Annotated in this window: 27 protein-coding genes and 4 tRNA genes; 8 read left to right on the plus strand and 23 right to left on the minus strand. The window is 61.2% G+C overall.

The genetic code is table 11. The features are described 5' to 3' along the window. Positions 1-4: 4 nt before the first annotated feature. Positions 5-694, plus strand: coding sequence for an endonuclease (locus C4J91_RS18050; protein ID WP_124363582.1), 690 nt, complete (start codon positions 5-7; stop codon positions 692-694). Positions 695-721: 27 nt separating this feature from the next. On the opposite strand, the gene C4J91_RS18055 is transcribed toward C4J91_RS18050, so the two are convergent. Then, positions 722-1,087 (minus strand): SPOR domain-containing protein, encoded by a 366-nt coding sequence (locus tag C4J91_RS18055; protein ID WP_124365180.1) that lies wholly within the window; start codon positions 1,085-1,087, stop codon positions 722-724. A 260-nt stretch (positions 1,088-1,347) separates the two neighbouring features. On the opposite strand from C4J91_RS18055, the gene csrA reads away from it, so the two are divergent. Both csrA and C4J91_RS18065 read left to right on the plus strand, forming a co-directional pair. Further along, positions 1,348-1,542, plus strand: a complete 195-nt coding sequence (gene csrA / locus C4J91_RS18060; protein WP_003192511.1) for a carbon storage regulator CsrA — start codon at positions 1,348-1,350, stop codon at positions 1,540-1,542. Positions 1,543-1,748: 206 nt separating this feature from the next. After that, positions 1,749-2,012, plus strand: a complete 264-nt coding sequence (locus tag C4J91_RS18065; RefSeq protein WP_124363583.1) for a hypothetical protein — start codon at positions 1,749-1,751, stop codon at positions 2,010-2,012. Here the strand turns inward: C4J91_RS18065 and C4J91_RS18070 are convergent. Then, a complete protein-coding gene (locus tag C4J91_RS18070) occupies positions 1,994-2,689 on the minus strand; it encodes an HAD family hydrolase (RefSeq protein ID WP_124363584.1) in 696 nt (231 codons plus the stop codon). The genes C4J91_RS18065 and C4J91_RS18070 overlap by 19 nt on opposite strands. Before the next feature lie 202 nt (positions 2,690-2,891). Here C4J91_RS18070 and C4J91_RS18075 point away from each other — a divergent pair, with 202 nt between their 5' ends. From C4J91_RS18075 to C4J91_RS18085, 3 genes are read left to right on the plus strand one after another with little or no spacing between them, the layout of a single operon-like run. Continuing rightward, positions 2,892-3,152 (plus strand): DUF2790 domain-containing protein, encoded by a 261-nt coding sequence (locus C4J91_RS18075; protein WP_124363585.1) that lies wholly within the window; start codon positions 2,892-2,894, stop codon positions 3,150-3,152. 42 nt (positions 3,153-3,194) lie between these two features. Then, a complete protein-coding gene (locus C4J91_RS18080) occupies positions 3,195-3,866 on the plus strand; it encodes a heavy metal response regulator transcription factor (protein ID WP_124363586.1) in 672 nt (223 codons plus the stop codon). Continuing rightward, on the plus strand, positions 3,863-5,263 hold the full coding sequence (locus C4J91_RS18085; protein ID WP_124363587.1) for a heavy metal sensor histidine kinase: 1,401 nt from the start codon (positions 3,863-3,865) through the stop codon (positions 5,261-5,263). Before C4J91_RS18080 ends, C4J91_RS18085 begins: the two co-directional genes overlap by 4 nt. Positions 5,264-5,275: 12 nt before the next feature. Here the strand turns inward: C4J91_RS18085 and C4J91_RS18090 are convergent, their stop codons facing one another. From C4J91_RS18090 to C4J91_RS18105, 4 genes are all read right to left on the minus strand, one after another. Then, positions 5,276-5,722 (minus strand): anti-virulence regulator CigR family protein, encoded by a 447-nt coding sequence (locus C4J91_RS18090; RefSeq protein WP_124363588.1) that lies wholly within the window; start codon positions 5,720-5,722, stop codon positions 5,276-5,278. Positions 5,723-5,784: 62 nt separating this feature from the next. Beyond that, entirely contained in the window at positions 5,785-6,414 is a 630-nt protein-coding gene (gene pcp, locus C4J91_RS18095) for a pyroglutamyl-peptidase I (protein WP_124363589.1), read from the minus strand. A gap of 7 nt (positions 6,415-6,421) precedes the next feature. Continuing rightward, complete coding sequence (locus C4J91_RS18100) at positions 6,422-7,372, minus strand: DUF979 domain-containing protein (protein ID WP_124363590.1); 951 nt, start codon at positions 7,370-7,372, stop codon at positions 6,422-6,424. Further along, on the minus strand, positions 7,369-8,085 hold the full coding sequence (locus C4J91_RS18105) for a DUF969 domain-containing protein (protein ID WP_124363591.1): 717 nt from the start codon (positions 8,083-8,085) through the stop codon (positions 7,369-7,371). Before C4J91_RS18105 ends, C4J91_RS18100 begins: the two co-directional genes overlap by 4 nt. Before the next feature lie 156 nt (positions 8,086-8,241). Between C4J91_RS18105 and C4J91_RS27620 the strand changes: the two genes are divergently transcribed. Beyond that, on the plus strand, positions 8,242-8,604 hold the full coding sequence (locus C4J91_RS27620) for a hypothetical protein (RefSeq protein WP_164484557.1): 363 nt from the start codon (positions 8,242-8,244) through the stop codon (positions 8,602-8,604). 35 nt (positions 8,605-8,639) lie between these two features. Here the strand turns inward: C4J91_RS27620 and C4J91_RS18110 are convergent. After that, positions 8,640-8,716: transfer RNA gene (locus tag C4J91_RS18110), tRNA-Val, on the minus strand. A gap of 184 nt (positions 8,717-8,900) precedes the next feature. Between C4J91_RS18110 and C4J91_RS18115 the strand changes: the two genes are divergently transcribed. Beyond that, the gene (locus C4J91_RS18115; RefSeq protein WP_124363592.1) at positions 8,901-10,184 is read left to right on the plus strand and encodes an FAD-binding oxidoreductase; all 1,284 of its coding nucleotides are present in this window, start codon (positions 8,901-8,903) and stop codon (positions 10,182-10,184) included. A gap of 158 nt (positions 10,185-10,342) precedes the next feature. Here the strand turns inward: C4J91_RS18115 and C4J91_RS18120 are convergent. From C4J91_RS18120 to leuB, 16 genes are all read right to left on the minus strand, one after another. Beyond that, positions 10,343-10,419: transfer RNA gene (locus C4J91_RS18120), tRNA-Asp, on the minus strand. A gap of 106 nt (positions 10,420-10,525) precedes the next feature. Next, positions 10,526-10,602 (minus strand) — tRNA-Asp (locus C4J91_RS18125). Between the two features lie 56 nt (positions 10,603-10,658). Next, positions 10,659-10,734 (minus strand) — tRNA-Val (locus tag C4J91_RS18130). A 100-nt stretch (positions 10,735-10,834) separates the two neighbouring features. Continuing rightward, positions 10,835-11,599, minus strand: a complete 765-nt coding sequence (locus tag C4J91_RS18135; RefSeq protein WP_124365181.1) for an SDR family oxidoreductase — start codon at positions 11,597-11,599, stop codon at positions 10,835-10,837. Between the two features lie 11 nt (positions 11,600-11,610). Beyond that, positions 11,611-12,822: an O-succinylhomoserine sulfhydrylase gene (locus C4J91_RS18140; RefSeq protein WP_124363593.1), complete on the minus strand. Its 1,212-nt coding sequence runs from the start codon at positions 12,820-12,822 to the stop codon at positions 11,611-11,613. A gap of 66 nt (positions 12,823-12,888) precedes the next feature. Then, entirely contained in the window at positions 12,889-14,394 is a 1,506-nt protein-coding gene (purF, locus tag C4J91_RS18145; protein ID WP_124363594.1) for an amidophosphoribosyltransferase, read from the minus strand. Between the two features lie 40 nt (positions 14,395-14,434). After that, positions 14,435-14,992: a CvpA family protein gene (locus C4J91_RS18150; protein ID WP_003192538.1), complete on the minus strand. Its 558-nt coding sequence runs from the start codon at positions 14,990-14,992 to the stop codon at positions 14,435-14,437. Between the two features lie 247 nt (positions 14,993-15,239). Next, a complete protein-coding gene (locus C4J91_RS18155; RefSeq protein ID WP_124363595.1) occupies positions 15,240-15,899 on the minus strand; it encodes an SPOR domain-containing protein in 660 nt (219 codons plus the stop codon). Further along, on the minus strand, positions 15,883-17,190 hold the full coding sequence (gene folC, locus C4J91_RS18160; RefSeq protein WP_124363596.1) for a bifunctional tetrahydrofolate synthase/dihydrofolate synthase: 1,308 nt from the start codon (positions 17,188-17,190) through the stop codon (positions 15,883-15,885). The genes C4J91_RS18155 and folC overlap by 17 nt, the downstream gene beginning before the upstream one ends. Then, entirely contained in the window at positions 17,187-18,107 is a 921-nt protein-coding gene (gene accD / locus C4J91_RS18165; RefSeq protein ID WP_005789754.1) for an acetyl-CoA carboxylase, carboxyltransferase subunit beta, read from the minus strand. Before accD ends, folC begins: the two co-directional genes overlap by 4 nt. Before the next feature lie 245 nt (positions 18,108-18,352). Then, a complete protein-coding gene (locus C4J91_RS18170) occupies positions 18,353-18,985 on the minus strand; it encodes a phosphoribosylanthranilate isomerase (RefSeq protein WP_124363597.1) in 633 nt (210 codons plus the stop codon). Between the two features lie 64 nt (positions 18,986-19,049). After that, complete coding sequence (truA, locus tag C4J91_RS18175; RefSeq protein ID WP_124365182.1) at positions 19,050-19,874, minus strand: tRNA pseudouridine(38-40) synthase TruA; 825 nt, start codon at positions 19,872-19,874, stop codon at positions 19,050-19,052. Positions 19,875-20,042: 168 nt separating this feature from the next. Continuing rightward, entirely contained in the window at positions 20,043-22,568 is a 2,526-nt protein-coding gene (locus C4J91_RS18180) for a FimV/HubP family polar landmark protein (RefSeq protein WP_124363598.1), read from the minus strand. 161 nt (positions 22,569-22,729) lie between these two features. Further along, positions 22,730-23,740 carry an aspartate-semialdehyde dehydrogenase gene (locus C4J91_RS18185; RefSeq protein ID WP_124363599.1) on the minus strand — a complete coding sequence of 337 codons (1,011 nt, stop codon included), beginning with the start codon at positions 23,738-23,740 and terminating at the stop codon, positions 22,730-22,732. A gap of 242 nt (positions 23,741-23,982) precedes the next feature. Further along, complete coding sequence (gene asd / locus C4J91_RS18190; RefSeq protein WP_124363600.1) at positions 23,983-25,095, minus strand: aspartate-semialdehyde dehydrogenase; 1,113 nt, start codon at positions 25,093-25,095, stop codon at positions 23,983-23,985. Positions 25,096-25,159: 64 nt separating this feature from the next. After that, positions 25,160-26,242, minus strand: a complete 1,083-nt coding sequence (gene leuB, locus C4J91_RS18195; RefSeq protein ID WP_124363601.1) for a 3-isopropylmalate dehydrogenase — start codon at positions 26,240-26,242, stop codon at positions 25,160-25,162. Positions 26,243-26,286: the final 44 nt, after the last annotated feature.

Genomic DNA, 26,286 nt, shown 5'->3' on the forward strand with positions numbered 1-26,286 from the left:
TTGAATGAGTGTCCGTTTTTTTGCTGTGTGCTGCCTGTTTTTTGCTGTCACCGCCAACGCCCAAGCCCCCCGCACCTTCAGTGAAGCCAAAAAAATCGCCTGGAAGCTTTACGCTCCGCAGTCCACCGAGTTCTATTGCGGCTGCAAATACACCGGCAACCGTATAGACCTGAAAGCCTGTGGCTACATCCCGCGCAAGAACGCCAACCGCGCCGCACGCATCGAATGGGAACACATCGTGCCCGCCTGGCAGATCGGCCATCAGCGCCAGTGCTGGCAAAATGGCGGGCGTAAAAACTGCACGCGCCATGACGATGTGTTCAAGCGTGCCGAAGCAGACCTGCACAATCTGGTGCCGAGCATCGGCGAGGTGAATGGCGACCGCAACAACTTCAGCTTCGGCTGGTTGCCGGTGCAAAGCGGACAATACGGTTCATGCCTGACGCAAGTGGACTTCAAGGCCAAGAAGGTCATGCCGCGTCCGTCCATCCGCGGAATGATCGCGCGCACCTATTTTTATATGAGCAAGCAATACGGCCTGCGCCTGTCGAAACAGGATCGCCAGCTGTATGAAGCCTGGAACAAGACCTACCCAGTGCAACCCTGGGAGCGCCAGCGCAACCAGACGGTGGGCTGTGTGATGGGCCGTGGCAATGAATTCGTCGGCCCGGTAAACCTGAAAGCCTGCGGTTGAAGGTGGGCGCAACGCCCACCCGGCCCGTTACTGGGCGACCTTGTGTTCGATGATTTCTGACACGGTGTCGTTTTTCTTGGCTCGCGCCATTTTTTCGTTGAGCAGCGCCTGCTTGGCCTCAGCCTCGGCCTTGCTGGCAAACGGGCCCAGCAGTACCTGGTCCTTGCCGTCGACCTTCACGATATAAAAACTGAAACCATGCTCCAGCAACCAGGCGGTCAAATCCGTGATCGCCTGCAGTTTGTGATCCGGCGGCCCCACCCATATGTCCCATTCCTGAGCGGCGATCGCACCGGTTTGTGGCTGGCTTTGGGTCACGACAGGCTTGGCCTTGGGCGCATCGGCTGGTTTACCTTCGCCGCATCCGGCCAAGGCCAACACCGCAATTGCCATCGCTACTCTACGCACTGCCCTGCTCCTTTGAAGATAAAGAGGCGACTTTACCATTCACTGTCTATTCTGGCCGTCATAAACGTTGGCTTAAACAATGCGAATGATGTATCGCGACCTGTATGATGCCGCCATGGGAATTAATGTCGCCTCTATGCGTCCTAAAAGAGGCAGTCACAGGGAAGCGCTTCGCAGTAAGCTACGCACATCCGACACCTGCCCTGTCTGAACATGTGTCCTTAAAAGTAATCAAGGAGAAGTCCATGCTTATACTCACCCGCAAAGTTGGTGAAAGCATAAACATCGGTGATGACATTACGATCACCATTCTGGGCGTTAGCGGCCAGCAAGTACGAATCGGCATCAACGCCCCCAAGGATGTTGCCGTGCATCGCGAGGAAATCTACCAGCGCATCCAGGCCGGTCTCACCGCGCCGGACAAAAACCAGACGCCTTGAAGCACTCCCAGTAGCCAGCCTTTTGCTTCACCGTAACGGCTGGCGAAAACCTGTTTGGCCCGTTCGCTTTTTTTTGCCGAGCGATGCGCCGCGTACACGCCCCTCCGCTGCAAGATGAAACTGCCATGATGCCCGGAACTTGTTGCATCATTTGCAGCCAAATCCCACGTCATCCTGCGGTCCGAGTGCATTTCAGGAGCACGTCGATGAGGCCAACCGTTACACAGCCCATGGTATCCCTGTCCTGGTCGATCGCCTTGCTGATAGGGCTGGTGTTTCTGGCGCTCGGGTATGGCCTGCGCTTGGAGGTCGAAGGCGCTGTCGACACCGCAGACCATTCCTGGCTGGACCTCGCCTTACTCTTGTGTGCCTACCTGTTTGCGTTCTGTCTCAAGCCGATTCAGAAGACTATTTTGCGTAAGCTGTGCCAACGCGAGGCCCATCGCGCCCATCAAAAAACCGCACGCTGACTGTCTATCTTTTCTCGCACCGCCAGCAGGCCATCAGCTTCTCGCACGACTTGCAGCCCCTCATATCCCTCGATACAGGCATGTTCAGTCGCCATAGGTGCCAAGTGCGTCGAGGTCACTACCATCACGTCCGCTCCTGCCGCTTCTGCTGCTCGAATGCCTACTGTCGCATCCTCGAACACCAGGCACTCTTGCACCGGCACGCCCAGGCGCTGGGCGCCGAGCACGTAACACGCAGGATCCGGCTTGCCGCTGGCAACATCTTCAGCCGTCACCATTACCGCCGGCATGGAAATACCCGCCGCCTGCATTCGGCGCAATGCCAGCGCCTTGGGCGCAGACGTGACCAGTGCCCACTGATCGGCCGGCAAGCGGTTCAAAAACTCGACCGCACCGGGAAGCGCCACGACGCCCTCGACGTCGTTCAATTCAGCGTCGGTAATCCACGCGGCCTCCGCCTCGGGATCTACACCCGGCAACGCCTGGCGAGTGATCGTATCAATCGCGCGAGCGCCATGAATGGTGGTCAGGAAAGCTTCCACATCCAGGCCATGGCGTTCAGCCCAGCGGCTCCATACACGCTCTGCAGCGGCGATGGAATTGAGCAGGGTCCCGTCCATATCGAACAGGAAGGCACGGTAACGCTGACTGAATACGGCTGGATTTCGACTGGACACTACGCGGCTTCTCCATGGTTTCAAGCAATGATCGACCCCACGCAATCTACGGTTCGCCTCGGCACTTGTAAACGCTGCGAGGCGCCAGCGTTAAACCTTGAATGACGAACTTGTCATCATCCTGTTGGTTAGCTGTTCGGGTCGCCTGGTTACTGTGAACTCACTGCCAACCCCGGCAGCCACTTTAAACAGAGATATCGCCATGAAACGCTTTGCCCTCGCCTTCGCCGCTTTGCTCACCACCGGCTCGGTATTCGCTGCCGACACCGCTCCAGCCGCTTCCGTAATCCATGATCAGACCGGCTTCTTCGTCCACCTGGATGTCGCCAAGGTGCTGTCCAGTACCGACACCTACGGCCAATGCGGTATCGTCCCGGCACAATTGCGCTACCTGGACCATCAGGCCCGTGAGCATGTGCTGGACTACCGCGTGCAGGGCACCGGTTGCGCCAGTGACAATTGATCAGGCTAAACTTGCGCACCCCATCGAACCAGGGCTTTTCCCATGAACATCCTCGTAGTCGAAGACGAACCCAAGGCTGGCAACTATCTGCTCAATGGCCTGCAGGAGCTGGGTTACAGCGTGAGTCTGGCCCGCGATGGCGTGGACGGTTTGCACCAGGCTCTGGAGACGCCGTTCGACGTGATCGTGCTCGACGTGATGATGCCGAAGATGGATGGCTGGGAAGTGCTGCGCCGCTTGCGCAAGGAAGCCGACACGCCGGTACTGTTTCTCACCGCCCGCGATGATATCGCCGACCGCATCAAAGGCCTGGAGCTGGGCGCCGACGACTACCTGATCAAGCCCTTCTCCTTCGCCGAACTGGTTGCACGCCTGCGCACCCTGACCCGACGCGGCCCGACGCGAGAGGAAGAACACCTGCACATCGCCGACCTGCAGATCGATGTACTCAAGCGCCGCGTCACCCGCGCCGGCACGCGCATCACCCTGACCAATAAAGAGTTCGCCCTGCTGCACCTGTTCGCCACTCATCAGGGCCAGGTGCTGTCACGCTCGCTGATTGCCTCGCGGGTATGGGACATGAATTTTGACAGTGACACCAATGTGGTCGACGTGGCCGTGCGGCGCCTGCGCTTGAAAATCGACGACCCGTTCCAACTCAAGTTGATCCACAGCGTGCGTGGCATTGGCTACCGCTTCGATACCCAGCCATGAGCCGCAGCCGCCATTATTCGCTGACCCTGCGCCTGGCGCTGATCTTCGCCCTGCTCGCCTTTGCCTTGCTGGCCACCCTGGGCGTAGCACTTTACCGTGAGCTGGAGCGCGAGTTAGTGCGCCGCGACGATACCGCGCTGGTCGCCCGAGTGGATCAACTGCGCAATCTGCTCAACGACAGCAATACCCTGGGCCTGATCCAGACAAAGCCCGAGCTGTTCCAGAACATGCTGGGCAACCGCGAATCCGTATTGAGCATCGGCGCCCCCGGCCAACAACCGTTGCTGCTGGTGAACCCGGCGAATATCGAGCTGCCTTCGGTCAAACCGGTGCCCAAAGATCACGTACTGGCGCTGAGCGATGTGCAGCATCTGCCGGGGCTCAATGGCATTCCCTTCTCGACCGTGGCCGCGACCATCGACTCCGGCGATCTGGGCAGCCTGCAAGTCACCAGCGGCCGCCTGATGACCGAGCGCACCGCCGTACTCGCCAGCTATCGATTGAGCGTTTATATCCTGGCGAGCATCGCTGCGATCATGCTGGCATTGGCCGGTTACCTGCTGGTGCATCGCGGCTTGCTGCCTTTGCGCCGCCTCGCCCGGCATGCGCAAGGGATCGGCGTGGGCAACCTGGCCGAGCGCCTCGATGGCCAGGGCGCCCCCAAAGAATTACTGCCGATGATCGAGTCGTTCAATACCATGCTTGAACGCTTGTCCAAGGGCTTTGTGCAATTGGGCCAGGTGTCCACCGACATGGCGCATGAACTGCGCACGCCGATCAATAATCTGCTCGGCGAAACCCAGGTGGCCCTGCAACAGCAGCGCAGTATCGAAAGCTACCAGCAGCTGTTGGCCTCCAATGTCGAAGAACTCGAACGCCTGGCGCGGATGCTCGACAATATGCTGTTTCTGGCGCGCACCGACCCCGCCAGCGCGTTGCGCCAACGCCAGGCGCTGGACGCTGCGGATGAAGTGGAACGCATCGCGGACTATTTCGAAGGGCTGGCCGCTGACGTGGGCATGCACATTGTTGGCGAGGGCGAAGGCGTGATCTGGGCTGAGCCGATGCTGCTGCGGCGTGCCCTGGCCAACCTGTGCGCCAACGCCATCAAGTATGGCTCGCCGGGCTCGGAGCTGCGCATCGAGGCCATTGCAAATGACGAGGGCGTCAACCTGAGGGTCAGTAACCACGGTGAAACCATTCCCGCCGAGCATCTACCGCGGCTGTTCGAACGGTTTTACCGGGTGGATGAATCCCGCGAGCGGTCCTCCCAGTCCAATGGGCTGGGGCTGTCGATCGTGGCAACCATCATGCAGCTGCACAACGGACGGTATGGCGTCAGCAGTGAAGACGGCGTGACGCGGTTCGAGTTGTTTTTTCCCGCACGGGAAGCGTGAGGCACCGCGCGGTCAATCAAAAGCCCCGTTGAGCACTTCGTAGATGATACCGGTGGCGATGGCTACCAATATCAAGTCGGTGCCGGCCTGCTGCCACTCATACCCATCGTAATGGGGCAAGCGCCCAGCCAGGCGACCATCGAGTTTCTTGGCGATACCGGGCGGCAGCGGCTTGCCGCGCGCCAGATTTTTCTGGATACCCGGAGGTAACGCGGGCCTCGGGCTCCAGTAATCGCGACTACCGCCCACCAGGCTCAGCACACTGCCACGATCAACGCTGGGGCCGTGATTACCCGCCGAACCTTTGCCATCAGGTTTGCCGTGGCCTTGCCCCGCCTGATTATGCCCCTTGTTATTGCCTTGGCCTTTGCCATTGCCAGGATCAGCCAAGGCAATCGCGCTGCCTGCGAACAAGGCGAGCGACAACACCACAGACACACATTTTGCGCACTTGATCATGATGTAGTTTCCGCAGGGATACCTGATCAACTGTAGTCGAGGTTATGCCACCGAGTATTGCATCAGCTCACCCGACCGCCTGTTTCCACGATATCCACCTGAGTCTGCCAGGCTGCCGAGACCGCCAGGCGCAAGCCCTCCACCAACATCGGCAGCGCCATCGACGGCTGACCGGCCCCAGGCAAGCACGGCACATGGATAAACCCACTGCGCACTGCGGAACCCGACAGCGCATGCTGCAATCGATAAAACACCTGGTTACACACGAACGTGCCCGCCGTCTGCGAAACCGAGGCAGCAATACCCGCTTCCCGCACCGCCCTGACCATGCCCTTGATCGGCAATGTCGAGAAGTAAGCGGCCGGACCACCTTCTACCACCGGCGTATCAATCGGCTGGGCGCCCAGGTTGTCCGGAATGCGTGCGTCATTGACATTGATCGCGACCCGCTCGATGGAAATGTCGCTGCGCCCAGGGCCCAAACCCGTAACAATGACCATCACCGGTTTTAATTCGTCGACCCACTCAAGCAAGGTTTCGGCAGCCGTGGCAAAGGCACAGGGCAATTGGCGCGCGACGATCCGCACCTCATCACTCAGTTGTACCCCTTCCAACTGGCGCACCGCTTCCCAGGATGGGTTGACGACGTCGTGATCGAAAGGCTCGAAGCCTGTCAGCAATAAAGTGTTCATCCTGGCCTCACATCAACAGATAAAGCAGCACGATATTGACCACCAGCATCATCAAGGCGGTGGGCAATTGGGCCTTGATCACCGCGTTCTTGTCTGGCAGCTCAAGCAGCGCGGCCGGCACGATATTGAAGTTGGCCGCCATCGGCGTCATCAGCGTACCGCAGTAACCGGAAAACATGCCGATCGCCGCCATTACCGCCGGGTTGCCGCCATAAATCCCCACCAGCACCGGCACGCCGACGCCACCGGTCATCACCGGAAAAGCGGCAAAGCCGTTGCCCATGATCACGGTAAACAAGGCCATGCCCAGCACATACACCATGACCGCCACCAACTTGAAATCCAGGTTGATGTAAGTGGTAGTGACATGAGCAACCGCCGTGCCCACCCCGGCTTCATTGAACAACAGCCCGAGCATCGCCAGCATCTGCGGCAGCACCATGGCCCAGCCCAGCGCTTCGGTCAGGCGACGCGACTCGCGCAAGGCTTGCACCGGCGTATCGCGAGTCAGCCAGCAGGCCAGGCCCAGGGCGATCAGGCAGCCGATGCCGAGCGAGACAAAGGTGGTGTTCTTCGGATCGAGCAGCGGCACGCCGCCTATTTCAGTGTGCTTGAGCAATACCGAGCCGATCACCGTGGTCAACGGAATCGCCAGCGCGGGGATAAACAGCTTGTGACCCAGGCGACCGGCACTGGCACGGGAAGCCTTATCGTGCAATTCGGCGTGCTGGCCACGGCCAACGCCGCCCAGGCCCGCAATCAACGCCATCACCACAACGCCGGCACCGATGACCACCGAGGGCAGCCGCTCTCCCACCAGGAATGGAATGGCAAACAGCAGCCAGAACAGCGCGCTGGACCAACGCTTGGGGTGGGTACGATCCAGCACGATCATGCCGGCGGTGATCAGCAACAGCACGCCGGCCAGCCAGTACAGGTATTGAATGGAAATAATCATTGCGCGGCCTCCACCGACGGGGCGGCGGCGGTCATCTCACGGGTCAACCTTCGATCGAACCGATGCAGGCGAATGGCGTGGATAATAAAGGCACAGATCGCCGTGGGGATGCCCCACACCGCAATATGCAGCGGCTCCACATCAATCCCCGAGCCGAGCAGGAAGGTGTGCATCAAAGCGATCGCACCAAAGGCGACGAAGATGTCCTCGCCAAAAAACAGCCCCACGTTGTCAGTGGCGGCGCACATGGCCAATACCTTGTGACGTAGCTTATCGGGCAGCTTGCCATAGCGCTTTTCCGCCGCGCCTTCGGCCATCGGCGCCAGCAATGGCCGTACCATCTGCGGATGCCCGCCCAGGCTGGTCAGCCCCATGGCCGCGGTAGACTCACGAACAAACAGATAGATGATCAGCAAACGCCCGACCGTCGCGCGCTCGAAGCGAGCGATCCAGTTTTGCGCATGCAAGCGCAGGCCATGACGCTCCAACAGGCCAATCACCGCCAACGGTAATAACAGGATCAATTGCAACGCACGGGTTTGAAGGAAGCCATCACCCATGGTTGCGAGAATTTTTTCCAGCGGGAAATGGGCGGCGAGCCCGGTCGCGATAGCGGCGGCGGTAACCACCAGCAACGGATTGAAGCGCAATACAAAGCCGACCACGATGACAAGTACGCCGATCAACGGCCATAAGTTCACAACAGTTTGCATGGCGGAGAGGTCCTTTAGTGCGCGCTGCGGCGCCATTACAGCAGGATGTGAGCAAAGGGCTCACAGCATGAAAGTGGCGTGCAGTCGGCTCGGTTTTTTTATTGTTGACCCGGAAGGTCGAGCAGTGGCGGCAACTTTGCTGCCTTGAGGCGGGAGGTGTCCAACAAGAAAAATTGTTGCTGCAGACCAATAAATTTTGTCGAGATTGGCAGCGCTGGCCCCGGCTACTGGAGGGATTCGGGATTGGCCCTATACTCATCCATGATGGTCGTGCGGATCATCCACGGTGCGATTGCCGACAATGAGGGCTTCAGCTATGTATGCCGGTCAAATGAGCAGTATGGCGACAGCAATTGGCGAAATACGTTGCCAGATGATGGTCCAGATCATTTGCCTGCTGTCGGTGGCTACGCTTTTCTGTTGATCGAGATGCGTAGCCCTCAAGTGCGCCGCGAGGTGTCACTTTGGCAAGGTATTGCCCGAATTCCGAGCAACAAAAAAGGGCCCACCTTTCGGTGAGCCCTTCTAGACCGCCCAGCAGAGCGGATTTTGTTTGGTAGGCGCGATTGGACTCGAACCAACGACCCCCACCATGTCAAGGTGGTGCTCTAACCAACTGAGCTACGTGCCTGCTGTGAGGCGGCATTCTACGGAATTCCGTAGGGGTGTCAACATCTTTTTTGCAGCTAAGCCTATGAATATGCGAATTTTTTATTCGCGGGCGACACGCTCGTGATTTACGGGTGGCTGGCAGGCAATTTTCAACTCAGGTAGGATCGCCGCACTCGTAAAAAATATAAAACAGAGGTTCCAGGATGGCGAACACCCCCTACCCCCAATCCTATTACGCCGCCTCCGCGAACGCGGTTCCGCCGCGCCCGGTGCTGCAAGGTGAGATCGAAACCGATGTCTGTGTGATCGGCGCCGGTTACACCGGCCTGTCCAGCGCGCTGTTTCTGCTCGAGAACGGCTTTCGCGTGACGGTGCTGGAAGCCGCCAAGGTAGGTTTTGGTGCGTCCGGCCGTAATGGCGGGCAGATCGTCAATAGCTACAGCCGCGACATCGATGTCATCGAACGCAGCGTCGGGCCCAGGCAGGCGCAGTTGCTGGGTGAGATGGCGTTCGAGGGCGGCAGGATCATTCGTGAGCGCGTGGCCAAGTATCAGATCCAGTGCGACTTGAAGGACGGCGGTGTATTCGCCGCCCTCAACAGCAAGCACATGGGCCACTTGGAATCACAGAAGCGCCTGTGGGAGCGCTACGGCCATACACAACTGGAACTGCTGGACGAGCGCCGTATCCGCGAAGTAGTGGCTTGTGACAACTATGTAGGCGGCCTGCTGGACATGAGCGGCGGGCATATCCACCCGCTCAACCTGGCCTTGGGTGAGGCGGCGGCCGTTGAATCCCTGGGCGGCACGATCTATGAGCAATCGGCAGCGGTGCGCATTGAGCGTGGCGCCAATCCGGTGGTGCATACCGCCGAAGGTAAAGTCAGGGCCAAGTTCATCATCGTCGCGGGGAATGCCTACCTGGGTAACCTGGTGCCGGAGCTGGCGGCGAAATCAATGCCGTGCGGCACCCAAGTGATCACTACCGCCCCCTTGGGCGATGAATTGGCCAGGACGTTGCTGCCGCAGGACTACTGTGTCGAAGACTGTAACTACCTGCTCGATTATTACCGCCTCACCAGCGACAAGCGCCTGATCTTCGGCGGTGGCGTGGTGTATGGCGCGCGGGACCCGGCAAATATCGAAGCGATCATCCGGCCGAAAATGCTCAAGGCTTTCCCGCAGCTCAAGGACGTAAAGATCGACTACGCCTGGACCGGCAATTTCTTGCTGACCCTGTCGCGCTTGCCTCAGGTTGGCCGCCTCGGCGACAACATTTATTACTCACAGGGCTGCAGCGGCCATGGCGTGACCTACACACACCTGGCGGGCAAGGTATTGGCCGAAGCCCTGAGAGGCCAGGCAGAACGCTTCGATGCGTTCGCCGACCTGCCCCACTACCCGTTTCCGGGTGGCCAGCTCTTGCGCACGCCTTTTGCCGCAATGGGTGCGTGGTATTACGGGCTGCGGGATAAGCTGGGCTTTTGACGCACAACGGGGAGCCGGTTCGCCGGCTCCTTGCCTGGAAAGCCAAATCGCAGACACAAAAAACCCCGGTCTTTCGACCAGGGTCTTTGCTATCGGATCAAAGTCAGCCAATGGCTTTCTCTGTGCTTCAAGGCGTTCAGTGGGCCTTGAGGCAGATATGGCGCAGCGGACGGGACTCGAACCCGCGACCCCCGGCGTGACAGGCCGGTATTCTAACCGACTGAACTACCGCTGCGTATCGCTTGGCTGACTGAGGCTAAACCCCTCAATCACCTTTAAACATCTGACTGATCAACTTTCGCTGCTCAATCTCAAGCCCGACACATCGAACCTGGAAAATATGGCGCAGCGGACGGGACTCGAACCCGCGACCCCCGGCGTGACAGGCCGGTATTCTAACCGACTGAACTACCGCTGCGCGTCGGTGCAACCTTTAACGTTGCGTCTTGCCACAAGGGCAAAACTCTCAAGAAGTGGTGGGTGATGACGGGATCGAACCGCCGACCCTCTGCTTGTAAGGCAGATGCTCTCCCAGCTGAGCTAATCACCCTTTGCTTCGTTGAGGCCGCGAAATTTACGCAGGTAGCGGACCTAAGTCAATAGCCCGCTTGAAGTTTTTCTGAAAAAGACAAAAATGCTTCAAGACCGCCCTACTCGCTGTAAATCATCTTCTTGCTCATACCACCGTCCACCACGAACTCCTGCCCGGTGACAAACCCGGCCTGGCGCGACAGTAACCACGCCACCATGGCCGCTACGTCCTCCACCGTGCCTACCCGGCCCGCCGGATGCTGGGCATGATCGGCATCGGTGAGCGGTTCGGCACGCCGCGCAGCGGGATCACGCGCATCGATCCAGCCAGGGCTGACCGCATTGACCCGCACTTCCGGGCCCAAGCTCATCGCCAGCGCGTGAGTCAGCGCCAGCAGGCCACCCTTGCTTGCCGCGTACGCTTCGGTGTCCGGCTCCGATTGGCGGGCCCGTGTCGAGGCCAGGTTGACGATAGCGCCACCGTGGGCGCGCAGGTACGGCGCACAGTGCTTGGCCAGCAGCATCGGCCCACTGAGGTTCACCGCCAGTACGCGATTCCAGTACGCCAGGTCGAGGCTTTCCAGGGTGATATTGCGCGGATCGGCCACCGCCGCATTGCACACCAACGCATCCAGGCGCCCGAACTGCCCCAATACCTCAGCAACCCCTTGAGCCACCTGCTTCTCGTCGGCCACGTCCATGCTGATAAACCAGGCATTCTCGCCCAGCACCTTGGACACCTTGGAACCGCGCTCGCGATCCAGGTCGGTCAACACCACCTGCCAACCTTCGCAGATCAGCCACGCCGCGATCCCCAGGCCAATGCCCCGCGCTGCGCCGGTCACCAGCGCCACGCGCCCGTTACTGGCCGCAGCGGCCTCCATGGACCACTCGATCACAAGGCCGCCAGCCCGCGGGCCAGGTCGGCCTGCAAGTCAGCCACGTCTTCCAGCCCGACTGCGATGCGAATCAGGCTGTCACGGATGCCTGCCGCTTCGCGCTCCTGCGGCGCCAGGCGCCCATGGGAGGTGGTGCTCGGGTGCGTGATGGTGGTTTTGCTGTCACCCAGGTTAGCGGTGATCGAGATCAGGCGCGTGGCATCGATAAAGCGCCAGGCGCCCTCTTTGCCGCCCTTCACTTCGAAACTCACTACCGCGCCGAACCCACGCTGCTGGCGCTGCGCCAATGCGTGCTGCGGGTGGCTCTTGAGGCCGGCGTAATGCACTTTCTCGATCCCGTCCTGCTGCTCCAGCCACTCAGCCAGCGCCTGGGCATTGGCGCAATGGGCCTTCATGCGCAGGCTGAGGGTTTCCAGGCCTTTGAGGAAAATCCACGCGTTGAACGGGCTCAGGGTCGGCCCGGCGGTGCGCAGGAAGCCCACCACTTCCTTCATCTGCTCGCTGCGACCGGCCACCACACCGCCCATGCAACGACCCTGGCCGTCAATGAACTTGGTGGCCGAATGCACCACGATGTCCGCGCCCAACTTCAACGGCTGTTGCAGAGCCGGGGTGCAGAAGCAGTTGTCGACAACCAGCATCGCGCCCTTGGCGTGCGCCACTTCGGCCAGCGCGGCGATATCCACCAGTTCAGCCAGCGGATTGGACGGCGATTCAACGAACAGCAGCTTGGTATTGGCCTTGATCGCCGCCTCCCAACCGGACAGATCCGCCAGAGGCACGTAGTCCACTTCGATACCGAAGCGCTTGAAATACTTCTCGAACAAGCTGATGGTCGAACCGAACACGCTGCGCGATACCAGCACATGGTCGCCAGCGCTGCACAGGCTCATCACCACCGCCAGGATCGCCGCCATGCCAGTCGCCGTGGCCACCGCCTGCTCAGCACCTTCCAGGGCGGCGATACGCTCTTCGAACGCACGCACGGTCGGGTTGGTATAGCGCGAGTAGACGTTGCCCGGCACTTCACCAGCAAAACGCGCAGCAGCGTCGGCCGCCGTGCGGAATACATAACTGGAGGTGAAGAACATCGGATCACCGTGCTCCCCTTCCGGGGTACGGTGCTGGCCGGCGCGCACAGCCAGGGTATCGAAAGCTACGCCATCGAGGTCGCTGTCCAAACGACCGGCATCCCATTCCTGACTCATGCTGCGACTCCTTACTCGAATTCTTTATTTAAGATACAAAACCGGCCCCTCAGGGCCGGTGTTCACTCAGTTGTTGTACAGATCGATGATCGCGCTGACCGCCTGGGTCTTGATCTTCGACGAGTCGTTGCGCGCCTGCTCGATCTTGTTCAGGTAGGCCTCATCGACGTCACCGGTCACGTACTTGCCGTCGAACACGGCGCAGTCGAACTGGTCGATCTTGATCTTGCCGCCGCCGACCGCTTCGATCAGGTCAGGCAGGTCCTGGTAGATCAACCAGTCAGCGCCGATCAGGTCGGCCACGTCCTGGGTCGAACGATTGTGGGCGATCAGTTCGTGGGCGCTCGGCATGTCGATACCGTACACGTTCGGGTAGCGCACGGCAGGCGCGGCGGAACAGAAGTACACGTTCTTCGCACCGGCTTCACGGGCCATCTGGATGATCTGCTTGCACGTGGTGCCGCGCACGATGGAGTCATCCACCAGCATCACGTTCTTGCCACGAAATTCCAGCTCGATGGCATTGAGCTTCTGGCGCACCGACTTCTTGCGCGCCGCCTGGCCGGGCATGATGAAGGTACGGCCGATATAGCGGTTCTTGACGAAGCCTTCGCGGAACTTGACGCCCAGGTGGTTGGCCAGCTCCAGCGCGGCGGTACGGCTGGTGTCCGGGATCGGGATGACCACGTCGATGTCGTGCTCGGGACGCTCGCGCAGGATCTTCTCGGCCAGCTTCTCACCCATGCGCAGGCGCGCCTTGTACACCGAAACGCCGTCGATGATCGAATCCGGACGCGCCAGGTAGACGTGTTCGAAGATGCACGGGGTAAGTTTCGGCGCAACGGCGCACTGGCGAGTGTGCAGCTTGCCGTCTTCGGTGATGTACACCGCTTCGCCCGGTGCCAGGTCGCGAATCAACGTAAAGCCCAGTACATCCAGGGACACGCTTTCGGAGGCAATCATGTACTCGACGCCTTCGTCGGTATGACGCTGGCCGAACACGATCGGGCGGATGCCGTGCGGATCGCGGAAACCGACGATGCCATAACCGGTGATCATCGCCACGACGGCATAGCCGCCCACGCAACGGTTATGCACGTCGATCACGGCGGCAAACACGTCTTCTTCGGTCGGCTGCAGCTTGCCGCGCTGGGCCAGCTCATGGGCGAACACATTGAGCAGCACTTCCGAGTCGGAACTGGTGTTGACGTGGCGCAGGTCAGATTCGTAGATCTCCTTGGCCAGTTGCTCAACGTTGGTCAGGTTGCCGTTGTGCGCCAGGGTAATGCCGTAAGGCGAGTTGACGTAGAACGGCTGAGCTTCGGCCGACGTCGAGCTACCAGCGGTTGGGTAACGCACATGGCCAATGCCCATGTGACCGACCAGGCGCTGCATGTGACGCTGGTGGAACACGTCGCGCACCAGGCCATTGTCCTTGCGCAGGAATAACCGGCCGTCGTGGCTGGTCACAATACCGGCAGCGTCCTGGCCGCGGTGCTGGAGGACGGTTAGCGCGTCATACAGCGCCTGATTGACGTTCGACTTACCGACGATACCGACGATGCCACACATGCGACGCAACCCCTACTTAATGGATCTTGACTGAACACTCTTACTGAGGCGTTTTGGCCGGCAAGAGGTGTTCCTTGAACGGAAGATCAGCGGGTACGCTGATTCCGCTGGCCAGCCACTGACTGCTCCACCCCAATATGAGGTTCTTGGACCAGTCTGCAACCAATAGAAATTTTGGCACGAGCACCGACTCCTGCCACCACGAATCCTGCTGTACCGGCCCCAGGCTCAACAGCCCGACCGCCACGACCACCAGCAACGCGCCACGCGCGGCGCCGAAGGCCATGCCGAGAAATCGATCGGTCCCGGAAAGGCCGGTGACACGTATCAACTCGCCAATAAGATAATTGACCATTGCCCCCACCAGCAGCGTGGCGATGAACATGATGGCGCAGCCCGCGATGACGCGAGCCGAGGGTGTCTCTATGTACCCGGCCAGGTAGACCGACAGTGAACCACCGAACATCCAGGCTACGACTCCTGCGATGATCCAGGTCAGCAACGACAGTGCTTCTTTTACGAAGCCGCGGCTCAGACTGATCAAAGCGGAGATGGCGACGATTGCAACGATCGCCCAATCAACCCAGGTAAATGGCACAGTGCAGCCTACGTACGGATAAGGCGGCGCATTTTAGCAGAGCGCCGGGCTATCGGTAAGCGGTGATTGCGGGTGCCTTGCAAATCAATAGATTGGGCAGTGCGAACGCTATTTCAAGACCGCCGAACACCAATGTGGGAGGGGGCTTGCTCCCGATGGCGGTGGTTCAGTGCCAGATGTACTGACTGACCCACCGCTATCGGGAGCAAGCCCCCTCCCACACTTGACTGCATTTCAAGTCTCGAAATCAGCCGCGCTCAGGCTGAAAGCGAGTGACGAAACCCTTGAGGTTCTGCTGACGGTCCAGTAGATCCCGCAGGCGGTCGGCTTCGGCGCGCTCGATCAGCGGCCCGATAAACACGCGGTTCTTGCCGTCGGCGCTACGGATGTAGGCGTTGTAACCCTGAGCGCGCAGCTTTTTCTGCAAGGCGTCGGCGCCTTCGCGGTTGCCCAGGCTGGCCACTTGGATCGACCAGCTGATCGGCAAGCCATTCGGGTCGATACGGCTCTGGCCTACGTCCGGCTTGCCCGGCGCGGCAGGCTGTGGCGCTACCGGTTTGGGCGCAGGCGCTGGCGTCGCCGGCTTGGCGGCAACAGCCGGAGCCGGTGTCGGCTTGACCACCGGCACGCTTGGCTGCACCGGCATGGACGGCGCCTGTTGCGCGGCGACCTCTTCGTCGCTCGGCACCGGCTCCTCTTCAGGCAGCGCCTGCGGCTCAGGCACCACCACCGGTTCAACCTGGACCTGAGGCACCACCGGTGCCTGGGGCGCAGCCGGAGCCTCGACGACCACCTGGCGCTGCTCGTCCTGACGGGAAAACAGCATCGGCAAGAAAATCACCGCCAATGCCACCAACACCAGGGCTCCGACCATTCGCTGCTTGTATGCGCTATCCAGTAATGCCATGTGCAGCTTCCTCCGTGGAGCGCCGGGCCAGCCATTCGAGCGCCTCGGCAACACAATAAAATGATCCGAACAACAGAATCTCGTCCTCGGCCGTCGCTACCGCACACTGCGCCTCGAGGGCCGCGGTGATGCTTGCATACGACGTCACCGACGCACCAAGGTTCTGCAAGGCAGTTTCCAGCTCAACTGCCGGACGGCTACGTGGCGTATCCAGCGGCGCAACGGCCCAGGACTGAACCCCGCTCAGCAACGGCGCAAGCACGCCGTCGAGATCCTTGTCGGCCAGCAAGCCAAACACCGCCAGGCGGCGGCCGGACGGCGGCGTGCGCGCCAAGCGCTGCGCCAGATACTCAGCGGCGTGAGGGTTATGGCCCACATCCAGCAGCAGGTTCAGGCGCTTGCCCTGCCACTCCACGGCACGTCGATCCAGGCGCCCTACTATCCGCGTTGCCAACAGAGTTGCGGCTATTTGCCCGGCATTCCACGGCAGATCCAGTAGCAGATAGGCTTGCAGCGCCAGCGCGGCATTCTCCATCGGCAGGTTCAGCAGCGGCAAATCGCGTAACACTACCGGCTGGCCCCGCGCATCGCGCCCGGACCATTGCCAATGCTGATCGCCGATCTCCAGGTTGAAGTCGCGCCCGCGTAGGAAGAACGGGCAGTCGAGCTCACGCACCTTCTCCAGCAAGGGTTGCGGAGGGTCAAGATCGCCGCACAAGGCAGGTTTGCCCCGGCGAAAGATCCCGGCCTTTTCGTATGCCACGGATTCGCGAGTGTCACCCAGGTAATCGACATGATCGACGCCGATGCTGGTGACCAGCGCCATGTCCGCATCCACCACGTTGACCGTGTCCAGACGCCCGCCAAGGCCCACTTCCAAGACGACGACATCGAGTTGCGCACGCTCGAACAGCCACAACGCCGCCAGGGTGCCCATCTCGAAATAGGTCAGGGAAATCTCGCCACGCCCTGCATCGAGGGCGGCGAAGGCTTCGCAGAGCTGCTCGTCGCTCGCTTCACGGCCATTGAGCTGCACCCGCTCGTTGTAACGCAGCAGGTGTGGCGAGCTGTAGACGCCGACGTTCAGCCCTTGGGCCTGCAGCAGCGCCGCGACAAAGGCACAGGTGGAGCCTTTGCCGTTGGTGCCGGTGACCGTGATCACACGCGGTGCCGGCCGCCCCAACCCAAGGCGGGCCGCTACCTGTTGCGAGCGCTCCAGGCCCATGTCAATGGCGGACGGATGCAACTGCTCAAGGTAGGCGAGCCATTCGCCGAGGGTACGTTGGGTCATAGGTTTGCTGGCACCGGTGGCACGACGATCGGCTCGACCTTGGGCGCGACGTAGACAGGCGTCGGCAGGCCCATCATTTGCGCCAGCAGGTTACCCAGGCGTGGGCGCAGCTCACCGCGCGGGATGATCAGGTCGATGGCGCCGTGTTCCAGCAGGAACTCGCTGCGCTGGAAACCTTCCGGCAGTTTTTCACGCACGGTCTGCTCGATGACGCGTGGGCCGGCAAAGCCGATCAGGGCTTTTGGCTCACCGACGATCACATCGCCGAGCATCGCCAGGCTGGCGGAAACGCCGCCGTAGACCGGGTCGGTCAGTACCGAGATGAACGGAATGCCTTCTTCGCGCAGACGCGCCAATACCGCCGAGGTCTTGGCCATTTGCATCAGGGAAATCAGCGCTTCCTGCATACGCGCGCCACCGGAGGCGGCGAAGCAGATCATCGGGCAGCGGTTTTCCAGGGCATAGTTGGCGGCGCGCACGAAACGCTCGCCTACGATGGCACCCATGGAGCCGCCCATGAAGGAGAACTCGAACGCCGAAACCACCACCGGCATGCCCAGCAGCTTGCCGCTGACGGAGATCAGCGCGTCTTTCTCGCCGGTCTGCTTCTGCGCACCGACCAGACGGTCCTTGTACTTCTTGCTGTCGCGGAACTTGAGGCGGTCGACCGGCTCCAGGTCAGCGCCCAGCTCGTTGCGGCCGTCGGCGTCGAGGAAGATGTCGATACGGGCGCGTGCGCCAATACGCATGTGGTGGTTGCACTTGGGGCAAACGTCCAGGGTCTTTTCCAGCTCCGGGCGATACAGCACCGCGTCGCAGGACGGGCACTTGTGCCACAGACCTTCAGGAACCGAGCTTTTCTTCACCTCGGAACGCATGATCGAAGGGATCAGTTTGTCTACTAACCAGTTGCTCATGCTTTCTTTCTCCAGTACCGGTGGCTTGAACACAGCCCCGCGTATGCCCTTGAGCTAAATTCATATGTGGCGATGAGGCCGGCGGGACGGGGTCAGAGATTCGACCAGCCATTTCCCGCCTGCATCCTCAGCCTTCCAGACAACCTGCCAGCGCAGGGTTGCCACTTCGTTTCCGGGCCTCCCGCAGGCGGCGCCGGTGCTGTTTTACACAGTGGTAGTTATGGACGGCGGCAGACTGCCAGCCGTCACATCGCACCGCTGCTGTTGCGCACGGCCTGTAGGAATGCGCGAATCTTGTGGTGATCCTTGATGCCCTTGCCCTGTTCCACCCCGCCGCTGACATCCACGGCATACGGCCGGACCTGCTCGATGGCGGCGCCGACATTCATCGGGTTGAGCCCTCCGGCCAGGATGACCGGCTTGCTCAGGCCCGCCGGGATCAGCGACCAGTCGAAGGCTTCTCCAGTGCCGCCAGGAACACCTTCGACGTAGGTGTCCAGCAGAATCCCGCGCGCGCCCGCATAGGCGGCACAGGCGGCGGCGATGTCATCGCCGGCCTTGACGCGCAACGCCTTGATATAGGGGCGCTGATAACTTTCGCATTCGTCCGGGGTTTCGTCGCCATGAAACTGCAGCATGTCCAGCGGCACGGCAACCAGCGTTTCATTGAGCTCACAACGGCTGGCATTAACGAACAAGCCCACGGTGGTCACGAACGGTGGCAGCGCGGCGATGATGGCCCGCGCCTGCGACACATTCACCGCCCGCGGGCTCTTGGCATAAAACACCAGGCCAATGGCATCCGCCCCCGCCTCGACCGCCGCCAACGCGTCTTCGATGCGGGTAATCCCGCAAATCTTGCTGCGAACGGCTGACATATCGTAGAAACCTCAGGGATTGAACCGAGAAAGTCCCGGATGGTAACAAAAGCTTTTCCAGGCGTCAGCCGCCAAGTTCACTGAAACCTGTGAGGAAGTGTGGCCCGATAAAACGCTGCGGCAGCTCGAACTCGTCGCGGTACTCCACATCCACCAGATACAGGCCGAACGGATGCGCCGTAACCCCACCGGTACGGCGGATGCGGCTTTGCAGCACTTCCCTGGCCCATTCCACCGGGCGCTCGCCGGTGCCGATGGTCATCAATACGCCCGCAATGTTGCGCACCATATGGTGCAGGAACGCCCCGGCACGGATATCCAGCACAATCATCTTGCCATGCCGGGTCACGCGCAGATGGTGGACTTCCTTGATCGGCGACTTGGCCTGGCATTGGCCGGCACGGAACGCGCTGAAATCATGCACACCCACCAGATGCTGCGCAGCCTCGGCCATGCGTTCGGCATCCAGCGGGCGGTGGTTCCAGGTGATTTCCTGGTTCAGGTGCGCCGGGCGGATCTGATCGTTGTAGATCACGTAGCGGTAGCGTCGGGCGATGGCCTTGAAGCGCGCATGAAAATGCGCCGGCATCACCTTGGCCCAGGTGACGCTGACGTCATGGGGCAGATTGATATTGGCGCCCATCACCCACGCCTTCATCGAGCGTTCGGCCTGGGTGTCGAAGTGCACCACCTGGCCGCAGGCATGCACGCCGGCGTCGGTACGCCCGGCGCACATCAGCGATACCGGCGAGTCAGCGACTTTCGACAGAGCGTTTTCCAGGGTTTCCTGCACCGTCAGCACCCCGGAGGCCTGGCGCTGCCAGCCGCGATAGCGCGAGCCTTTGTATTCCACGCCGAGGGCGACGCGGTGAAAGCCTGCGGCCGCCATTTCGGCGGCCGCGTTATCTATATTTGCCAAGAACTGAGAGCCTGATGAGTTGCGCAAAGACGGGGATTATAAAGGCGCCGGCTGCGCGACGGGCGCTTTTGTTGGGGGGAACGCCGCGCCAACGGTGGCAGGGAGTAAGCCCTCTCCCCGTTGGGCGCGTATCAGCCTTCAGATTCGGCCGAGCATTTCCTTGGCCTCGCCGCGCTGGGTCTCGTTGCCCTCGGTCAGCACTTCGGAAAGGATGTCCTTGGCGCCATCGGCGTCGCCCATGTCGATATAAGCCTGAGCCAGGTCCAGCTTGGTGGCGACTTCATCGGAGCCCGACAGGAAGTCGAACTCGGGCTCGTCGTCACCGAGCGCCGCATCTTCAGCCGTGAAGGACGGCTCGATGGAAGGATGCTCCAGGCTCTGGGACAGACGGTCCAACTCGGCGTTGACGTCGTCCAGTTCCGAAGCGAAGGCATCGGGCTTGGCCGTCGATTCGGGCTCGTCCGCCAGGGAGAGGTCGAAATCTTCCGGCAAGTCGAAGTCGTCCAATGCCGCCGGGGTCAAGGTCGGCGGCTCGGCGGCCGGTACGTCCTTCATCTGTTCTTCGAGACCGGACAGGAAGTCGTCATCGGACTGCGCGGACGCCGGCGCATCCAATTGCAGATCCAGGTCAAAATCCGACAGGTCATCTGCGCTGGCGTTGGCGGCCGTCTGCTGCTCAAGAAGCGCCTCGAATGACTGATCGCCCTTGACCTCTGCCGGCGATGCCGCCTCCAGGTCGTCCAGGCTCAGGTCAAAATCGGTATCCAGAGGCTCTGGCTGCGGCGCAGCCGGCTTGTCTTCCAGCAGGTCCTTGACGTACTGGGCGTCCAGGGCGGCGGCGGCCACTGCGGCACTCACGCCCGCCGCCAACACCGCCATGGCCGGGAAACGGCCCTTGAGCTGCTCGACCTGGGCGTGGTTTTCACCCGTGGCCACCAGCTGACGCTCCTGGCTGACAAAACCGTTCTTGTCATTCTGCAGGCCGTAGACTTCCATCAGCTTCAAACGCAGGTCGCTGCGCTTGGGCTCCTGCTTGATCGCTTGCTCAAGCACATCCGCCGCCTGGTTCAGGTGGCCCCGGTCGATATGGGACTGGACTTGGGAGAGCGCGTCGCTGGAAGTCGGGGCGACGGCAGCCGCCAGCGGTGCCAGCACGGAGGCGACGGTGGGCACTGCAGGCTCAGCCACGGGAACGGGTGCAGGCGCGGGGGCCCGCGTGACGCTCGGCGGCGGCACTTCCAGGCCTTCGAAACTGTCGGGTGGCAGGTCGCGATCGATATTCGACGTGAATTCCGGCTCTTCAGCCAGCGCGCGCGCCATGCGCAGGTGCTTTTCTTCTTCAAGACGGGCGTTGCGATGGCGCACCCACAGCAACAGGAGCAACAGCGCCAGAATCACGGCCGCGCCACCGAGCACACCGAGCACCACAGGGTTGGTCAGCAGCTCATTGAATTTGCCTTCGGTGGTTGCAGGCGCGGCAACCGGCTTGGCTGGCTCGGGAGCAGGTGTCGCTACCGGAGCTGCCGGGGCCGGGGCTGGCGCCGGTTCACCGGCCAACTGCGCAGGCGCTGCCGCCGCTGCCGCGGGCACAGCCGCATCGCCCTTCTCGGCCTGCAGACGGGCCAACTGATCATTCTTCAGTTGAATCAGCTTTTGCAGCTTGTCCAACTGGCTTTGCAGATCTGCCGCGCGGCTTTTGAGCTCTTCATTGTCACGACGGGTGGTGTCCAACTGCTCTTGGGTCATCGCCAGCTTGTCGTTCAACGCGCGACTATCACCGGCCTTGCCTGCTGCACCTTTTTTAGCAGACTCGGCCGACACCAGGCTCAAGTTGTCCTTGGCGCTGGTGCTCGACGGTGCATTGCCAGTCTCGGTGCGCTTGGTAGCATCCAGCTGGGCCTTACCGGCCACTTGCTGGGCGGCGGTGCGGCGGCCCTGACGCCAGGCAGCGTTCTGCGCCGTCACTTCGGCGATCGCTTGCGGCTGCCCGAGCGCGGTGCTTTGCACGGTGTCTGGCAGGCGCAGGACCTGGCCGGTTTTCAGGCGGTTGATGTTGCCATCGATAAACGCATTAGGGTTGAGCGCCTGAATGGCCAGCATCGTTTGCTGCACAGAGCCACCATTGCGGTTTTTCTCGGCAATTTCCCACAAGGTATCGCGAGCAGTGGTGGTATGTTGCGCTGGCTTGCTGACGGCGGTCGCGGTACCGGCCGGCGCACTCAAGCGCGGCGCTGGCGCACTGGCAGCCGGTGTCGATTGGTCGAATTTGGCGGGATCGAGCAGCACGCTGTAGTCACGCATGAGTCGGCCGTTCGGCCACTGCACCTGCAACAGGAAGCGCACATAGGAATCGGGCAACGGTTTGCTGGAGGTGACACGCACCACGCTGCGGCCGTTGGGATTGACCACCGGCGTGAAGGTGAGGTCGTCGAGAAAGGCCTGGCGATCGACACCGGCATCGACGAATGCCTGGGACGAGGCCAGGCTCGGGGTTATCTCGGAAGCCGTAAGGCCGCCGACGTCGAGCAATTCGATTTCCACCGACAGCGGCTGGTTCAACTTCGACTTGAGGGTCATCTCCCCGAGTTGCAGCGCCTGCGCCATACCGGAGGACAGCGCCGAGGCGGCCGCTATTGCTAACACCAGTTTGCGAACTTGAACCATAGCCTCATCCTTTGTCTGAACACTCCCCGGCTTTCGAGAAGGTTGGTAACCGCTGCCATAAGGCATGGCGAGCCGATAGGTTACCGACGCGCTTGTGTTCCGCTTTTGGCCAAGCATAGCGCTTGGTGAGAATCAATCTACAAATTGGCGCCAAGTATCTTTTACGCAAGGTCTTTTATCAACAACCGCGCCAGCTGCACGGCGTTGAGCGCAGCGCCTTTGCGTACGTTATCTGACGTCAGCCACACATTTAGTTCCGCCGGGTCGTCCACACCTGCGCGCACTCGCCCTACATATACAACGTCCTGACCCACCGCATCGCCTACGGCCGTTGGGTAGTCGCCCGCCTCGACCAGCTCGATACCCGGCGCCGCATCGAGTACACGGTTCACCTCAACCAAATCGGCCGGCGCCCCCAACTGCAGCGACACAGTCAGACTATCGCCAAAAAACACCGGGGCTTGAACGCAGGTTGCGGAAATCTTCAGCAACGGAGTTTCCAGCACGGCCCGCAGTTCATATACGAGACGTTTCTCCAGGGCTGTGTGACCTTGGGCGTCTGGCGTGCCGACTTGTGCCAGCAGGTTGAAGGCCACCTGCCGATCAAAGAAGGTCGGCTCCAACGGACGTACATTCAACAGCTCGGCCGTCTGGCGGGCCAATTCGCTGACGGCTTCGCGGCCCAGGGCCGACACGGCCAGGTTGGCGGTGACGCTCACGCGCTGGATATCCAGCAAACCGCGCAACGGCGCCAGCAGCACCGCAAGGTTGGTGGCGGACGGGCTCGGGCTGGCGATTTGAAAAGGTTTTTTCAAGCCCTTGAGCACATGGGCGTTGGCTTCCGGCACCACAGGCGGTGCCTGTTCGGCAGGCAATGCGCCAGACAAGTCGATCACCGAGCAACCGGCAGCGATGGCACGTGGAGCGAAGCTCAGGGTCACCGCCGGGCCGGCCGCGAAAAAGGCCAACTGCGCCGTGCTGAAGTCGAATTCATCGACTTCCTTGACCCGCACGTTCTTGCCCCGGAACGGTACTGAAGCACCGGCGGAGTTGTTGCCGGCCAGCAAATACAGGGTGCCTACCGGGAAGTCCAGCTCTTCGAGAATCTGCACCAGGGTTTCGCCAACGGTACCGGTGGCGCCGATCACGGCGATTTCAAAGGTCTGGGTCATGGGGCTGCCTCGGGCATTGCGGGGGGAGCGGCACTTTACCGGGTGGTTGGGGGTGAGGCAATTGGGGTGGAGCTGATGGCCCCATCGGGAGCAAGCCCCCTCCCACACTTGAATGTGTGCACAGGTCAACATGTGGGAGGGGCGGTGCGACGATTCGACTTGCCCCCGATAGCGTCCGAAAGAACAATAAAAAACCCCGCGCCTGTCACCAGAACGCGGGGCTCTTCAAAGCCTGCAAGCGATCAACGCTCCAGCAGAATCCGCAGCATGCGACGCAACGGCTCAGCCGCGCCCCACAACAGCTGGTCGCCCACGGTGAACGCACCGAGGAACTGGCTGCCCATGTTCAGCTTGCGCAGGCGGCCCACCGGTACATTCAGGGTGCCGGTGACCTTGGTTGGGCTCAGCTCCTGCATGCTGATCTCACGGTTGTTCGGCACCAGCTTGACCCAGGGGTTGTGCTGGCTGATCAGCCCTTCGATATCGGCAATCGGCACGTCTTTGTTCAGCTTGATGGTCAACGCCTGGCTATGGCAGCGCATGGCGCCAATGCGTACGCAGATGCCGTCCACCGGGATCGGGTTCTTGAAGCGCCCGAGGATCTTGTTGGTCTCGGCCTGGGCCTTCCACTCTTCGCGGCTCTGGCCGTTCGGCAGTTCCTTATCGATCCACGGGATCAGGCTACCGGCCAACGGCACGCCGAAGTTTTCGGTCGGATAGGCGTCGCTGCGCATGGCTTCGGCCACGCGGCGGTCGATATCGAGGATCGCGCTGGCTGGGTCGGCCAGTTGATCGGCCACCGCTGCGTGGGTTGCGCCCATCTGCTTGATCAGCTCTCGCATGTTCTGTGCACCGGCGCCGGAGGCCGCCTGGTAGGTCATGGCGCTCATCCACTCGACCAGGCCGGCTTCGAACAAGCCACCCAGGCCCATCAGCATCAGGCTGACGGTGCAATTGCCGCCGACGTAGTTCCGAGTGCCGGCATCCAGTTGCTGGTCGATAACCTTGCGGTTGACCGGGTCGAGAATGATCACTGCATCGTCCTGCATGCGCAGGCTCGACGCGGCATCGATCCAGTAGCCCTGCCAGCCGGCTTCGCGCAGCTTGGGGAAGACTTCGCTGGTGTAGTCGCCGCCCTGGCACGTCAGGATCACATCGAGGGTCTTCAGCTCTTCAATGCTATAGGCGTCTTTGAGCGGGGCAATGTCCTTGCCCACGGACGGCCCTTGGCCACCTACGTTCGAAGTGGTGAAAAACACCGGCTCGATAAGATCGAAATCCTGCTCTTCCAGCATCCGCTGCATGAGCACGGAACCGACCATACCGCGCCAACCGATCAGACCTACACGTTTCATCGCAACTACACCTTGTTAAAAAGTGGGCCGCCTTGCAGCGATAACTGCAAGCGGGCCCGAGAGATTACAGATTCCGCAGCGCGGCGACTACAGCGTCGCCCATTTCTTGCGTGCCAACCTTGGTGCAACCCTGCGACCAGATGTCGCCGGTGCGCAAACCCTGGTCGAGCACCAGGCTCACGGCCTTCTCGATCGCGTCGGCCGCGTCAACCAGGTTGAAGCTGTAACGCAGCATCATCGACACCGACAAAATGGTCGCCAGCGGGTTGGCGATACCTTGGCCGGCAATGTCCGGCGCCGAACCGTGGCAAGGCTCGTACATACCCTTGTTGTTGGTATCCAGGGACGCCGACGGCAGCATGCCGATGGAACCGGTGAGCATCGAGGCCTGGTCGGAGAGGATATCGCCGAACAGGTTGTCGGTGACGATCACGTCGAACTGCTTCGGCGCACGTACCAGTTGCATGGCGGCGTTGTCGACGTACATGTGGCTCAGTTCGACGTCCGGGTAGTCCTTGGCGACTTCTTCAACGATTTCCCGCCACAGTTGGCTGGAAGCCAATACGTTGGCCTTGTCCACCGAGCAGACCTTCTTGCTGCGCACGCGGGCCATGTCGAAACCGACGCGGGCGATACGGCGAATTTCGCTCTCGCTGTACGGCAGGGTGTCATAGGCCTGGCGCTCGCCGTTCGCAAGTTCGCGCACCCCGCGTGGCGAGCCGAAATAGATACCGCCAGTCAGCTCACGCACGATCAGGATGTCCAGGCCCGCCACCACTTCCGGCTTGAGGCTCGACGCCTCGGCCAACTGCGGGTAAAGAATCGCCGGACGCAGGTTGCCGAACAGGCCCAGTTGCGCGCGGATTTTCAACAGGCCGCGCTCAGGGCGGATATCACGCTCGATCTTGTCCCACTTCGGCCCGCCCACGGCGCCCAGCAGCACGGCGTCGGCGGCGCGGGCGCGTTCCAGGGTCTCGTCGGCCAGGGGCACGCCGTGCTTATCGATGGCTGCGCCGCCGATTACGTCGTGGCTCAGCTCGAAGCCCAGGCTGTACTTGCTGTTGGCGAGCTCCAGGACCTTGACCGCTTCGGCCATGATTTCCGGACCGATACCGTCGCCAGGGAGAATCAGAATCTGCTTGCTCATGGGTTCCTCATTTCATCGAGCGACCTGCCCTTGGGCAGGTCGGG

The sequence above is a fragment of the Pseudomonas sp. R3-52-08 genome, from assembly GCF_003851745.1.
Lineage (GTDB): Bacteria > Pseudomonadota > Gammaproteobacteria > Pseudomonadales > Pseudomonadaceae > Aquipseudomonas.